The sequence below is a fragment of the Haladaptatus sp. HS23 genome (assembly GCF_056892285.1).
Map to the genome: position 1 here is coordinate 1 of NZ_JBXGLH010000016.1, position 13,873 is coordinate 13,873.

At 55.6% G+C, this 13,873-nt stretch carries 13 protein-coding genes; 6 read left to right on the forward strand and 7 right to left on the reverse strand.

Annotation, left to right across the window (positions count from 1 at the left end; all coding sequences use genetic code 11):
• Positions 1 to 367: 367 nt before the first annotated feature.
• Together AC1XDK_RS26145 and AC1XDK_RS26150 are read right to left on the reverse strand one after the other, a co-directional pair.
• Positions 368 to 1,630 carry a Cdc6/Cdc18 family protein gene (locus tag AC1XDK_RS26145; RefSeq protein ID WP_483352953.1) on the reverse strand — a complete coding sequence of 421 codons (1,263 nt, stop codon included), beginning with the start codon at positions 1,628 to 1,630 and terminating at the stop codon, positions 368 to 370.
• Between the two features lie 624 nt (positions 1,631 to 2,254).
• Positions 2,255 to 2,674, reverse strand: coding sequence for a hypothetical protein (locus tag AC1XDK_RS26150; protein ID WP_483352954.1), 420 nt, complete (start codon positions 2,672 to 2,674; stop codon positions 2,255 to 2,257).
• Between the two features lie 324 nt (positions 2,675 to 2,998).
• On the opposite strand from AC1XDK_RS26150, the gene AC1XDK_RS26155 reads away from it, so the two are divergent.
• Positions 2,999 to 3,226, forward strand: coding sequence for a hypothetical protein (locus tag AC1XDK_RS26155; protein ID WP_483352955.1), 228 nt, complete (start codon positions 2,999 to 3,001; stop codon positions 3,224 to 3,226).
• A gap of 96 nt (positions 3,227 to 3,322) precedes the next feature.
• Here AC1XDK_RS26155 and AC1XDK_RS26160 read toward each other — a convergent pair whose 3' ends face one another.
• Together AC1XDK_RS26160 and AC1XDK_RS26165 are read right to left on the reverse strand one after the other, a co-directional pair.
• Positions 3,323 to 3,658 carry a PIN domain-containing protein gene (locus AC1XDK_RS26160; protein WP_483353028.1) on the reverse strand — a complete coding sequence of 112 codons (336 nt, stop codon included), beginning with the start codon at positions 3,656 to 3,658 and terminating at the stop codon, positions 3,323 to 3,325.
• A gap of 33 nt (positions 3,659 to 3,691) precedes the next feature.
• Positions 3,692 to 3,832, reverse strand: a complete 141-nt coding sequence (locus tag AC1XDK_RS26165; RefSeq protein WP_483352956.1) for a hypothetical protein — start codon at positions 3,830 to 3,832, stop codon at positions 3,692 to 3,694.
• A 58-nt stretch (positions 3,833 to 3,890) separates the two neighbouring features.
• Here AC1XDK_RS26165 and AC1XDK_RS26170 point away from each other — a divergent pair, with 58 nt between their 5' ends.
• Positions 3,891 to 5,129: an RNA-guided endonuclease TnpB family protein gene (locus tag AC1XDK_RS26170; RefSeq protein WP_483352957.1), complete on the forward strand. Its 1,239-nt coding sequence runs from the start codon at positions 3,891 to 3,893 to the stop codon at positions 5,127 to 5,129.
• A 191-nt stretch (positions 5,130 to 5,320) separates the two neighbouring features.
• On the opposite strand, the gene AC1XDK_RS26175 is transcribed toward AC1XDK_RS26170, so the two are convergent.
• Entirely contained in the window at positions 5,321 to 5,458 is a 138-nt protein-coding gene (locus tag AC1XDK_RS26175; RefSeq protein WP_254531560.1) for a hypothetical protein, read from the reverse strand.
• A 53-nt stretch (positions 5,459 to 5,511) separates the two neighbouring features.
• On the opposite strand from AC1XDK_RS26175, the gene AC1XDK_RS26180 reads away from it, so the two are divergent.
• Positions 5,512 to 6,771, forward strand: coding sequence for an RNA-guided endonuclease InsQ/TnpB family protein (locus AC1XDK_RS26180; RefSeq protein WP_483352958.1), 1,260 nt, complete (start codon positions 5,512 to 5,514; stop codon positions 6,769 to 6,771).
• Positions 6,772 to 6,853: 82 nt separating this feature from the next.
• Here the strand turns inward: AC1XDK_RS26180 and AC1XDK_RS26185 are convergent, their stop codons facing one another.
• Together AC1XDK_RS26185 and AC1XDK_RS26190 are read right to left on the reverse strand one after the other, a co-directional pair.
• Positions 6,854 to 7,063, reverse strand: coding sequence for a PIN domain-containing protein (locus AC1XDK_RS26185; RefSeq protein ID WP_483352959.1), 210 nt, complete (start codon positions 7,061 to 7,063; stop codon positions 6,854 to 6,856).
• Positions 7,056 to 7,679, reverse strand: coding sequence for a DUF7437 domain-containing protein (locus AC1XDK_RS26190; RefSeq protein ID WP_483352960.1), 624 nt, complete (start codon positions 7,677 to 7,679; stop codon positions 7,056 to 7,058). The genes AC1XDK_RS26185 and AC1XDK_RS26190 overlap by 8 nt, the downstream gene beginning before the upstream one ends.
• Before the next feature lie 566 nt (positions 7,680 to 8,245).
• On the opposite strand from AC1XDK_RS26190, the gene AC1XDK_RS26195 reads away from it, so the two are divergent.
• The 3 genes from AC1XDK_RS26195 to AC1XDK_RS26205 all read left to right on the forward strand — a co-directional run bounded on the left by AC1XDK_RS26195 (position 8,246) and on the right by AC1XDK_RS26205 (position 13,747).
• Positions 8,246 to 8,494, forward strand: a complete 249-nt coding sequence (locus tag AC1XDK_RS26195; RefSeq protein WP_483352961.1) for a DUF8156 family protein — start codon at positions 8,246 to 8,248, stop codon at positions 8,492 to 8,494.
• Positions 8,495 to 8,498: 4 nt separating this feature from the next.
• Positions 8,499 to 10,598 (forward strand): type B DNA-directed DNA polymerase, encoded by a 2,100-nt coding sequence (locus AC1XDK_RS26200; protein WP_483352962.1) that lies wholly within the window; start codon positions 8,499 to 8,501, stop codon positions 10,596 to 10,598.
• A gap of 344 nt (positions 10,599 to 10,942) precedes the next feature.
• A complete protein-coding gene (locus AC1XDK_RS26205; RefSeq protein WP_483352963.1) occupies positions 10,943 to 13,747 on the forward strand; it encodes a bacterio-opsin activator domain-containing protein in 2,805 nt (934 codons plus the stop codon).
• Positions 13,748 to 13,873 lie beyond the last annotated feature (126 nt).

A 13,873-nucleotide genomic window follows, 5' to 3' on the forward strand; every position in this document is an offset into this window, starting at 1 on the left:
GCATCGGCGATTTCCCGCTTCAACTCCTTCGAATTAACGGACGAATCCGACGCCGTCTAGTGAATCACCAGAGCCGCTCGCGTAGAAAAATCCGATGAGATTGAACGGTACCAGGCTGTACCACGTTCCACTGTTAGGTGGATTCGTTGCTCACACACCGTACAGAGTAATTCCAATTTGCGGTTACGGAAGTTCAAGCAGAAAGCCCACGATTTGAGTCGTGGGAGAAGTCAAATACCAGTTCCCTCCCGATTTAACGGAGAGCAAACTTGAGAAAAGAACCATTCAAAGTTAGTATTGAATACTAACCTCGGCTGGTATAGGCCATTGAAGTCACCAACAGCCTCCTTTGATGTTCAACGTAGGATCAGCTGTTTTGAAGATCAGACACGATATTCTGCTTCGTTTTTGGCTGTTCAAATACAGTATCGAGAACCATATCCGAGTTGCGCAAGAGGGAGTGTTCCCGATAGCTCCCTTCACTCTTGCCACCACCAGTATGCCGATTTTCAGTGACGTCACTAAAGGCCCATTCCTTCAACAGTTCCAGCACTCGCTGGTGACTGAGGGGATCAGTTCCCTCACTCTTACAGACGTCTTCGTACACACGGTAGATCTCGCCTGTGCTGAATGCTTGTTTCAGGGAAGATTTCTGGAGATAGGCGAGCGCGAATAGGACATATTTCGAATGGGGAGTTGATCCCCGAATTAGCTCTTGGAACCGCGACATTTCCGCATAATCCTGTGCTGCATCGACATGCTCCTCTGTAACACTAGAATCGCCATTCCGAGCAGCCAGCTTTCCAGCGCTCGAAAGAATTTCAATTGCTTTCCGTGCGTCACCATGCTCACGCGCGGCAAGCGCTGCTACGCGTGGGATAACACCATCTTCGAGAACATCGGGTTGGAATGCATCTCGCCGTTTACTCAGAATTTCACGGATTTGCCCGGCATCATACGGATGGAAGACGAGTTCATCATCTTGGAAGCTGGACTTCACACGCTCGTCGAGATTCTCATAATACTCGATTTTGTTGCTAATTGCAACGACACCGATATAGCAATCCGTTTTACCACTCTCTTCGGCTCTCGAGAGTTTAAATAATATCTCATCGTCACCCAGCTTGTCAATCTCGTCGATAATAGCAATGAGGACATCAGCATCGTCGAGGAGCGTATAGAGATAATCCATATACTCACTAGATCCGATCCCCTTATCTGGAATATTGAGTGAGCGGGTAGACTGGAATTCAGCTTGTTGGGAGAGAGACCGAGCGACGCGAGTAATAGTGTTTGCTTGATCGCAATCGATATAGGCAGAAATGAGAGAGACGTCGTTAGTTTGGGCGATTGCTCGGACACGTCCTGTGACGTGTCGGGAGACTAGCGATTTTCCCGATCCTGTTTTCCCGTATACAATCGCATTTCCGGGTGGATCGCCGAAAACACCTGGTTGGAGTAACTCTTCTATATCTTTGATTTCCGCGTCACGACCGACGATGCGGTCGCTATCAGGAACATGACCAATTCGAAGTAGCTCACGACGCGCGAAAATAGAGTCATTACGCTTGGTAAGTGGATCGTCAGCGAGATCTTCTGGATCCGGCGTGGGGATAGGATCGTTTGGCACGTTATTACAACTTTTCAAGAAAGAGCATCTTAGTTCTACCGCTCCCCCGGTTTTCAGTGAAAGGCGTAGAACGAGTATCGAGAGCGTGTGAATATGGACGATTGGTGGTCAAAAGGGATGAGAGACACCCCTAATTTTCAGTGAAGCCAGTCGAATGAGTAGCTACTCATTCGACCTGAATACGAGGACTTAAAAGCAGGGAGGATACTCCATCGTCAGACACCACGTTTTCAGTGAAAAACACGACGACTGCGACTGATTTTCACTCTCATAAGCGTGTCACATATATTGCTTCTACCCATAACTACTTACTATACTTTCTATTTAAACTAGTAGAGTAGTTGAGAATCAGCTAGCGGTTCTGTTTTCACTGAAAACGAGGGGTCTCCATAGTGGGATACGTTCGGTTTTCACGAGAGTAGAAATCGACTCCTATTTTCACTGAAAACGAGGGGTGTGCGGATTCGTCGAAATAGCTCTCAGTCCTTTAGAATGTCTTCCGAGCAGGAACTCTCTCCGAGTCACTCTTGTGAACTTTTTCTCTGGTGTGCTCTCGAGGATTGTTGTCTGTCGTACTCGAAAGGGCGTGGTTAACATAGTATACTGACCTCTATCCATTCGCTCTCAGACCTGCTCACGTCGAATCGTCACAATATCTGCCGCCACCCGTCCTGATCCTTCTGTTGCAATCACGAGCAGATTCGGCGCTGGTGTGCAGGGTGCTCGATCACTAACATGAAATCCTGCATCTGCAGCACCCGGCAGTTGGACTTGATAGCCATTCCCCGCTATTTGGAGTGAGGCATTTGTAACACGGTGGATCGAGACAGTGTCGAGTGCGGCTGACGTTGTGAGTTGAACAATATTTTCATCAGTGATTCGGTCGAGGTCGATGACGAGGAGGAGACCGTCGAATGCGAACACGCGGATGTCTGCAAGACGAGTAGGCTCGTCGTCAGTCTCTTCAACGAGTCCAGCGGCTCGGGCAGGCTTTGTGACCTGGAGAGCGAGACCATCGCCGGAGCGTTTGATCGTGTTGGGCATTACCGGTTAGTATCGTATGCTAACCTATGAGTGTTTGCTTCGTCAGTTCTATTCTCGGTTCAGTCGTAGTGATGAGAAGGGTGAGGATGCAAGTTTACAGTGCGTTCAGTTTCACTTCCGCTCTGGTTGGCTGAAGACTTTATCCAATGGGTCCAAAGTATGGACTGCAGTCAGCGTTCCCTAGCAGGCGATGTGGGCTCGTACTCATCCCAACCCAGCATCTACATCGGCTGCTCATTCCCCTTACTACACCACACTAACTAGTGGCACGAATAGGCTCAGACCGAGGGTTTACCTGTGAGGTAGATGAATTGGAGAGTACGAATGGTTCCAAATGGGAAATCACCACTCTCCCCACTTGCGCAAGACGCCCTTGACGCGCTCGCGAGGAGACTCCCAAATGAGAAAGAACTCACCTACGAGCACGCCTATACGATTTTGAAGGAAGAAGAGGACCTCGAGCAGCCTGCTGCCGAAGATATCATCGAACGACTCTACATGAATGGCCATCTCTACGAGGTTGAGGGGAAGCTCCGGCTCACTGATTATTGAGTACTGATTCACGCCTACCCTGTTTCATCTTCGGCCCTCAGGGAACGGCCGGGACGCTTTCGCTATCAAAGGTAGTGAATCTCCGATCAGCAGGATTTACTTTTCAATATATTCGATAATATCCCAAATATTGACTACCCGAATATAGTCTTCGTAGTACGTATCCGACAGAACGGTTTGAATCGTTTGTTCGGCGTTTTTGTCATCCATCACGATGCCGATGTCGTCGTGATCTGTTGAGGCTAGAATCATGATCGCTGTGCCAGCTAACCCAGCGTCTGTCTTCCGGAGTTTATCCGGTGGTATTTGCTCAATCTTTGAGAGCCGCTGCTGAATTCGATCCATAATCACTGCTGCAGATGGTCCATCATCTTTGCGGTAGCGAGGAACCCCCGTCGCTTGCGGCGGAGAGGAATCGCGTTCGGTTAGCAGGGCATTTGCATGTGTTTCACCCGGCTGTTTGTCCTACTCGGTTGTATCGTCGGTGTCGAGGGAGCGGTAGCCTTCGAGCAAGAGTCCTTTCCATGTGTATCCCCTTCGGTCTTTGAAGTCGCTCAGTTCGTTGTACTGGTCTTCGTCTATTCTGATGTGAATGCTTTTGGGCATATATTGGGCATATATTCCATACTCTTATGTAACTTGGGGTTGTACGATAGTGTGTCGGATGACCGCCAAAACCACCGCCACGAAAACGCTCGAAGCCACGCTCACGCCACCAACGGCGCACAAACAGCGTCGGCTTCAGCGAACCGTGGCGACGTACCGCCATGCCCTAAACGATGCTTTTGAGAGTGGTGCGGATACCCAAACGGCGGTCAACGATGTCGTCACCGGCTACAATCTCACGTCCTACGCGAAAGACGCGCTCAAGAACTACGTCCCCCAGTTGCGCCGGACGTACAACGCTTCGGAACTCGAAGACGACCATCCGGTTCGATTCACGAACCGTGGCTTCCGAATCGACCACTCCAACGACAGAACGCACGAGTTCTGCTGGCGCGTTCCGCAAGCAGGACGTGGCAACGCCTTCTGGATTCCGCTCCGCATCAACCCCGCTCAGCGGGAGCTGTGGGCGGACTTGCTCACCGACGATGTGACGGTCGGGGAGTTCCGACTCCAAGAACACCGGAAGAACTGGGTCTTGCACGTCACCGTCGAGTACGCGGTCGCGGAACCAGAACAGCCGGACGACCCAACACCGATTGGATTCGATATCGGTGAATCCAGGCTTCTGACGGGCTGTGCCTGTCAGGACGATACTCCCACCCAACCGATGCTGTTCGACGGCGGGCGAACGCGACACCTCCGCAAGGAGATGTTCACTACGCTTCGCCGTCTCCAAGAACGTGACGCTGACTGGCGCATTGACGAGCGATTCGACCACTACCAGAACGCGCTCACCGACATCGTGGAGAAAGCGTCTCGACAAGCCGTCGAGTACGCACAACGCTTCGAGAATCCGATTATCGCTCTCGAAGACCTGTCGTACATCCGTGAACATCTCGACTACGGCAAGTGGATGAACCGCCGCCTCCACAATTGGGCGTTCGCGCGTCTCACCGGGCGCATCGAGGACAAAGCCCTCGAAGCGGGTATCCCGGTTCGGAAGGTGAACCCGGCGTACACCAGCCAGACGTGCCACGCCTGCGGACACCTCGGCTCTCGACGTTCGCAGGCGGCGTTCCGATGCACAAATAGCGAGTGTTGGGTTTCGGAGTACCAAGCAGACATCAACGCGGCGGCCAACATCGCCGGTCGCCTCAACCCGTGGGGAGAGAGGTGCGCGCTGAAACCGCACACCAGTGACTCGCCACGGGACGGGAGTGCTTGTGACAGCACCACAGGACACCGCACGCCGAGTCGGCAATCCCGACAGACGACGCTTGCGGCGTATCAGTCCTGAAACCTCCAACATGAAGCTTCTCTTGTAGGAAGCTCCGCCCTTGAAGGCGGGCGAGGATGTCACAGACGCTTACTCCCTCCTGAACTGGTTGAGCAGCAGTAACCCACGACTCTGTTTGTGACAGAAAATAAAGCGCATGCCCCTGCCTTCAGGCGGGGGTCGAGCGGTAGGCCCGACCGACCAATCACCGACTACGACCCGTCCGGGGTCTCCAAGTCCTCAGCAGCGTGGATAAGCATCCCGCGCCACGTGAGGCCACGCTTCTCTTTCACGTCAGAGAGCCACTCGTACTGTTCATCATCGACTTTGATGTGTAGGGTCCGTCCCATACTCACCTACAAAACACGTACACTTATGTATGTTCGGTGTGTAGACAATAATGATGAAGCGGACCAACCAGTTCGTCGTTCGCCCCTGCTCCGAACAGGACCGGGAGCTACTGCACGAGCTGTTGGACGCTTCTGCCAGTCTCTGGAACGAACTCACGTTCGAACGCCGCCAGAACTACTTCGACGGCGAAAGCGTCTGGGACACCGACGACTACCGCAAACAGTATGTCGGCGTTCTCGGAAGCGCCACCGCTCAACAACTCATCCGCAAGAGCAAGAGCGCGTGGCGGTCGTTCTTCTCGCTCAAGGAGAAGGGCGAACGCTGTTCTCCGCCCGGCTACTGGGGCAACGAGGAAGACGGTCGAACACTCCGCACGTACATCCGCAACGACCAGTACACGCTGGAGATGAGCGACCGCTCACGCCTCGAAATCCCCGTCGGCTCAGACCTGAAAGACGAGTACGACCATACCGGTCGTCTTCGCCTCGAAATCGCTGGCGACCCGAAGTGGGACGGCAAGCAGGGTCGGTTAGAACTGTGTTACGACGAGTCTTCAGACCAATTCAGGGCCTTTCAACCTGTCACGGTAGACAATTCTCGACAGGATTCACCACTGGCGGACGAAACCGCCGCCTTGGATATCGGTGCGAACAACATCGTCGCCTGCACCACGACAACCGGCCAGCAGTACCTCTACCACGGACGCGACTTGTTCGAACGATTCCGCGAGACGACGCGAGAAATCGCCCGGCTACAGTCGAAACTTCGCGAGGGCAGATACTCCTCGAACAGGATTCGTCGCCTGTACCGACGCCGGACGCGACGACGCGACCACGCCATGGACGCGCTCGCCCGCGACCTCATCGAACGGCTATACGACGAGGGCGTCGCCACCGTCTACGTCGGCGACCTCACCGACGTGCTGGACACGCACTGGTCGGTGCGGGCGAACGCGAAGACGCACAATTTCTGGGCGTTCCGCGCGTTCATCGACCGGCTGGCGTGTACTGCCGAGGAGTACGGCATCACCGTCGAAGTCCGCCCCGAAGCGTGGACCAGCCAAGAGTGCCCGCAGTGTGGCGGCACAGACCGAACGACACGGCATCAGGACACGCTCACGTGTCCGTGCGGGTTCGAGGGGCATGCCGACCTCGCGGCAAGCGAGACGTTCCTGAGACGGCACGAAGCAGACGTACCACGGCCGATGGCACGGCCCGTGCGATTCGAGTGGGACGACCACGAGTGGTCGGGGAAACCACACCCTCACGAAAGTCCCAAAGAACTGCGCACAAACCGAAGTATCCACGGCTAGGAGAAAGTCGCTCACGTCGGGGTGGCGCTAATGCCAGACCCCGGACGTGAGGATTCCCGCGCCTTTTGGCGCGGGGAGGATGTCAATTGTGGAGCCAATCTGGGCTGATCCAGCCCTCCTGTTCTTCGATCTCCTGACGGACGCGCTCACTCAGATACAATTCAACACCATTGGCTTTCACATACTCAGTGAAGAGTTGGTGGCGATGGTGCCCCGGTCCACCGAGCGTCCGGAGGAAACTCGTGTCGAGGAGTAGTGCTGTCGGGACTGGGGGAAAAGATATCCTAGTCACGGTTGATCGTGTATGGGGCGTCGGCAATCACACGCTGGTGGATTTCTTCAGAGAGATCGGGTAATTCCGGATCGTAGCGACTCACGACCCCAATAACGGCTTCAATGGCTTGGGAAATTGCGATTCCGGCCGCCGATGAGACCTGCAGAGAGCTGGCAACGCCGCGGCGGGTATGATTTCCGTTGAGGTATTCGAGTGTTTCATCGATAGCACGGAGCAGGCGCTCGTTCCCGTAACGTTCACTGAAGTACTTGATATCGTCGTCGACTTTCGCAGCGCCGTATACGGCGATGACCGTCGGTGAGACGATGAGTTCAGTGTCGCCTGTTTCCCACGTCCCTGCGATTGGATCGACATGCCAGAGTGCCGCCCCATCTTCGAGTTGATCGAGTTCTTCTGCAATGCCGAGTTCGGCTAGCTCGTTTGCGTATTTGTATGCCGTACTTTTCACGATATTCTGGCGTGCCATTGCTTCTTTGATCGTCGTTGGTGAATTGACGAGGAGGTCTGTGTAGAAGTATGCGAGATTGGAATCCGACAGCAGCTTCTGTGCAATAAAGAAGGTTGCTGCCCCCTGATTTCCGTTGGGGCTGCCGTTCTTGATTGTCCCAGACATTGTAGTCCATAGTACGCGAACTATAGACTAAGTTGTTTCGGTGAGCCTGTGAACATCTCTTACGGAAACATACACTCCGAGTTCGTGGAGAACCCCTGGCTTTCGGAAACGTGAATCGGAAACAGACAAACCGAGGGGGATTTGCTTGGTGTGATCGGGTTGTTTGGGGTGGGATTGATGCACGTTTCGGTACGATATTCCAGTGCACATCGCTTCGACAGCACCCATCGATCTCCGAGGAACTAATCTGATCACTCATAGTGGTATCTTCGATCGATTCACTGAGTCGATTTCTCCACAAGTGGCTCCATGTCGTCCGGATTTCGCGTATGGAGTGAACTCCTATCTCGTCGATCATGCTTGGGCTGAGTCGAATGCGGTGCACCGTTCTCACGGTGGTGTCGTCCGGTCAGAACGACCGTCAATATCCGTCTTGTTTTCCCCTCATTATCACAGTCGGCAGGTGGCTCTATCTATGCGTGTTGACGGCGGTCTTTCCGGTATTGGAATATTTGGAAGTGACTCGGGCTTGCCTAAGGGACTCTCGGTGGTCGTGGTTACCTGTAATGATGCAAAGCAGCCATAGTGATGCCGGATGGGATGCGTATCGCCGAGCGCTTCGACCGACTGATCAGGAAGTATTCGATCGACTCTTCGAATATGCGTACTTGCATACCGATCCCAGCACGGTCCACAAGCCATTGTTCGTCGAGACTCCCATTCTCATCTCGATGTTGCTTGAACAGCAGATCCAGATCGACGATTTGGAAGACCGACTCGATCACGTCGAGGACGATTTGAACGATCGGGAATGAGGCAATGGTGTACAAAATCGACTACGTCGACGGCGACGTGCTCAGATGGTCGGTAACTGAGTCGGGGGTGGAGTGTGAAGTCGATGAGTCGTACACGCCGACAATTTACGTTTCTGTACATGGCGATGGCGACTTTTCGATGGCACGTGCTGCACTTCGTGATCATCCTGCCGTTGTGCAAGTTGAAGTCGTAGAGGAACGCGTGAGCTTCCGACACGACTCCGAGCAAGTACTCCAGGTGGACGTGGTCGATCTCAACGCGGTCAACTCAGTGGCACGGATGGTGAGTAAGTGGGGCTCGCCGGGGGAGTATCGCTGCTACAATGTCGATTTCTCGCGGGAATTTCGCTACTGTCTCGAAGAAGGAATCGACCCACTGCCGACCCACGAACTCTCACAAATGCAGATAGCCGTCTCGGAGACGGAGCTTGCGAGTGAGAGAGTTACCGAACTCACGATCGACGATGAGTCGGTGACTGGGAGTAGTGCGGACGTGTTGGCTACACTGTCGGCACGTGTTGAGTCGGTTGACCCCGACGTTCCCTTCTTGAATACGAGTGATCTCATTCCCGTTCTTTTCCAGCAGGCCGATCGACTCGACATAGAGTTTCAGCTTGGACGACAGACAGGGTGGCAGCAGTTGGCGGGTGAATCAACCTACGAAAGCTACGGACAAGTCGGACACTCTCCAGCACGCTACAACCTTCCCGGTCGGGTGATCATCGACGGTTCGAATACGTTCATGTGGAATCAGACGAACCTCGGTGGCTGTCTGTACCTCGTTGAGCAGTCGGGCAAACCACTGCAAGAGTTAGCGTGGTCGTCGATCGGAAACATTCTGACTGGGATTCAGATACAGGAGGCACGGGAGCGAGATGTTTTGGTCCCATGGCGGTCGTGGCGACACGAGAAGTTCAAAACGATGCGCCAGCTGCACGACGCCGATCGAGGTGGGTTCACCTTTGCGCCGGACGTCGGATTGCACGAGGACGTTCACGAACTCGACTTCTCCTCATTGTATCCGAATATCATCGTCACGCGGAACGTGAGTCCCGAGAAGATTCGCTGTGAGTGTCACTCCGAGAGGGAAGACGTGCCGGGCATTGGCTACTCGATCTGCGACGAGCGGGGCTATCTGCCGGACGTGCTTGAGCCGTTGATCGAGGAGCGGGATGCGATCAAAGCTGAAATTCGCGAGACTGAGGACGAGGATCGACTCGATGAATTGGAAGGCCAATCGAGTGCGATTAAGTGGATTTTGGTGTCCTGTTTCGGCTATCAGGGCTTTTCGAATGCGAAGTTCGGCCGTATCGAATGCCACGAGGCGATCAACGCGTATGCTCGGGAGATTCTGTTAGAGACGAAGGCAGTGCTCGAGGAGTATGGCTGGCGCATTGTGCATGGCATCGTTGATAGCGTGTGGGTGACGCCGATCGAAGACGAGGAACAGACGTCTCTGTCTAAGCTTGTCTCGGAAATTTCCGAGCAAGTGGAGATTCGGCTGGAGCATGAAGCCCACTACGACTGGATTTCGTTTGTGCCGTTGCGTGATTCAGATGCTGGTGCGTTGACGAAGTACTTCGGAAAGGTCGCTGGCGAAGATGAGTACAAGTATCGTGGTATCGAATGTCGCCAGCGGAGTACACCCTCGTATATCGATGAGGCGCAGAAAGCGCTGATTCGGGCGGTGGATGCGTATCGTGATCCAGAGGCGGTTTGTGAGGAATTGCGGTTGTGGGTTGATCGACTTGAGCGTGGGGCGGTCGATCCGAGTGAATTGGTGATTACGAATCGGATTTCGAAAAAGCGGGAGGACTACACGCAATCGACGCGGAGTGTGGCAGCGCTGGAGCGGGCGGCTGATCTGGGGTTGGGACGTGCGCCTGGCCAGAGTGTGTCGTATGTTGTGGTGGACGATGCAAAGCAGTCGCGAGAGCGGGTGCTGTTGGCGAGTGAGGAGTTAGACGAGTATGATGTCGGGTTTTATCGAAAGTTGTTGGTTCGTGCGGCGGCTAGTGTGTTGTCACCGCTTGGGTGGCGTGAGCAACGCATTGAGCAATTTCTTTCGAGCCATGATGAGAGAAGCCTGACTTCGTTTTTCTAGCAATGGCACGTTTAGAGGAGGGATTTGGTGCATACTTGTACCTCTATAGAACCAAAAATCACGATCTTGTTGATACCTTCAATCAGTGATGCGTTTCCGTGGTCGTGCTGAATCCAGGGCGCGTATCTTGCACGACGTCGTGTTCGCACCAGCAGAGTGGCGGATACAGGCAATTGAGTAGACGTGTTGACCGTTCAACACCGTGTTCCCCATCAAGAGCTAGGGGCTGAACGCCCTCGCTGTACGATCTCGGTAGACACTGGTCTCTCAGCACGTGCATCGTGACGTTCAAACATGATTTCTATCAACAGAATTCTTTTGCCTCCATGAAACCTCCTAGGTGTATGGGTTCTTCCATCCTCTCACCAGCAAGGGTACTGGAGGTGGTCGACATGCTCGAGCCTCCCGGTACACCATTGACGACTCCGGAAGTCGCCGCTGAGTTCGACTGTACCGACCGGACGGTCTACAACAAACTAGAGGAGCTCGTCGCGGAGGGGCCACTCAAGACGAAGAAGGTCGGCGCGCGCGGACGTGTGTGGTGGCGACCCGTTAGCAATGAAACGGAGGAGACCGGGAACTCGAACGGGCCGCGAGAACGGGTTCGCTCTCACCCCGTGTTCGATTCCGGGATGGTCGGCGTCATCGTCTGGGGGAGTGACTTCACCATCAGGGACGCGAACGACGCCTTCCTGGAAATGGCCGGCATGGAGTACGAAGAGGCGTTGGGCACGTCGTGGCGCAACCTCACCCCCGAGGAGTTCTACCTAGACTCGGAGCGTCATATCGAGCAAGTTGAGGAGACCGGTAGCGGCGTTCCCTACGAGAAGCAGTACTACCACAGCGACGGCTCGCGCTGGTGGGGGCTGTTCGAATCGCAGACGCTGAACGACAGCGAGAAAGTGGAGTTTGTCATCGATATCACCGACCGAAAGGAGGCGAAGAAGGGACTCAAGAGAGAGGCCGAACTCGCCGCCTTCCGTGTCGAACTCATCGATGCAATTCGGCCGCTGACCGACCCTGTCGAGGTCCAGCAGGAGGCCGCACGCGTCCTCGCGGAGTGGCTGGACGTCGACCGCGCCCACTACACCAAGGTCGGTGACGATGGGGACACTTTCTGGATTCACTCCGATTACTACCGGGGCGATATTCCGTCGGTCACCGGCGAGCACCACCTATCGAACTACGGCGAGTACATTGTGGATACGCTCCGCGCCGGCAAGAACTTAGTCCTAACTGACACGCAATCAGCCCCAGAACTGAGCGACAAGGACCGGGCGGCGTACGCGGCGGTCGATAATCACGCCAACGTCGCCGTACCGCTGGTCAAGGACGGCTGCCTCGTGGCGTTTTTCTCCGTCGACAACGCGGAACCTCGCGAGTGGATCGAGACGGACGTTGCGATGGTCAAGGAGACGGCCGAGAGTACGTGGGCGGCCGTCGAACGGGCCTCCGCCGAACAGGCACTTCGGGAGAGCGAGGTAGCGCTCGAACGGCTCAACGACGCGTCGCGGGAGCTAATCGACACCAATACAGAGACCATCGCTGACCGCGTTGCGTCGCTTGCGCTCGCGATACTCGACGTCGAGTATGCCGCACTCTGGCAGTATGATGATCGGAGCGGGGACCTCGAAAAACACGCTGCCGACGCGGCCGGGGACGAAGACGTCGACGCGTTCGGTCTCCCGTCCGAGATCTCCGACTGGGTCTGGCAAACGTTCATCGACACCGGCGGCCATGTGGAAAACGACATCGACAGCCAGATAGACGAGTCGTTGCCGTTGCGAAGCTGCGCGTTCGTTCCGCTGGGCCGACACGGCGTCGTGGCGTTCGGCTCGACGCAGGCCGACGCCTTCGACGAGCGCACGGTCGAGCTCGCAGAGACGACTGCCGCAACCGTCGAAACAGCGTGGGACCGGGCCCAAGGCGAACAGCTGTTGAGCGAGCGCAACGAGGAACTTGAACGTCTCGACAGGCTGAACACGCTCATCCGGGGTGTCCACCAGCACCTGGTGGACGCCGACAGTCGCGAGACCATCGAACAGGCTGTCGTGGAACAACTCGCCGACTCTGCCCTCTACGAGTTCGCGTGGATTGGTGCGCGTGACCCGCGCACGGACACCGTCACACCCCGAGAGTGGGCCGGCGTCGACGACGGCTACCTCGACATGCTTTCGATTTCAACAGAGAGAACCGGCCTCGATGAGGATCCTATCGCCGCCGCCATACGGACGACTGACCTACAGGTTGTCGCGGACGTCGCCATCGATCCACGCGCCGCCCCGTGGCGCGAGGCCACGCTCGATCGCGGGGCGCGGTCGTGTATTGTGATCCCGCTCCGGTACAACAGATCGAGATACGGCGTGCTGGCGGTGTACACCTCTAGTCCTCAATCCGACGAGCGCGATTACGCCGTACTCGAAGAGCTGGGAGAGACGATCGCTCACGCTATCGACGCCGTCGAGACTAAGCGGACGCTACTGTCTGACAGCGTCACCGAACTCACACTCGAAGTTCACGATGGGGACGACGTACTCACCGCGCTCGCCCGGGCGTCCGACTGCGAGATCACGTTCGACGGCCTCGTGCCCCTGCAGGACGGCGCGGCCCGCCTGTTCTTCGCGACGGAGGACGTGAGCGCCAAGGAGGTACTGGATGAAGCTCGGCGTTTGCCGAGCATTGCCGAGGTAACGCTACTCCGTGAGGCGGAAACCGAGAGTGTCTTCGAGGCGACGGTCACTGGATCAACATTCGCGTCACACGTCATCGAGAACGGCGGCCTCGTCCGCTCGCTCACTGTCACCGCCGAGACGACTACCGCCGTCATCGACCAGCCGGTTGACACAACCGTTCGTGAGTTCGTCGAGACGATACGGATTGAGTATCCGAGTACTGACCTCGTGACTCGGCACTCGCGCGACCGCCCAATCAGGACACGCGAAGATATGCGTGCGGCCCTCTCGAAGCGACTTACGGCCCGGCAACGCGAAATCCTCGAAACAGCGTACCGAAGTGGATACTTCGAGTCCCCGCGCGTCCAAACCGGCAGAGACCTCTCGGAAGCGCTCGACATCACACAGTCGACGTTCTCCCACCACCTCCGAGAGGGCGAGCGGCGGCTCTGTGAGCTGGTATTCGACTCGGCCTAACTATCTCTCCTCGGCTATAAATCGGTCTGGAAACGCTGTTCCAGCACTCTCGGTGGCCAGCATCACTTGGGTGTCTTCTAGATAATACCCGTCGAGTCACGTCGTGACCGAAGAGGTTCGAGCACA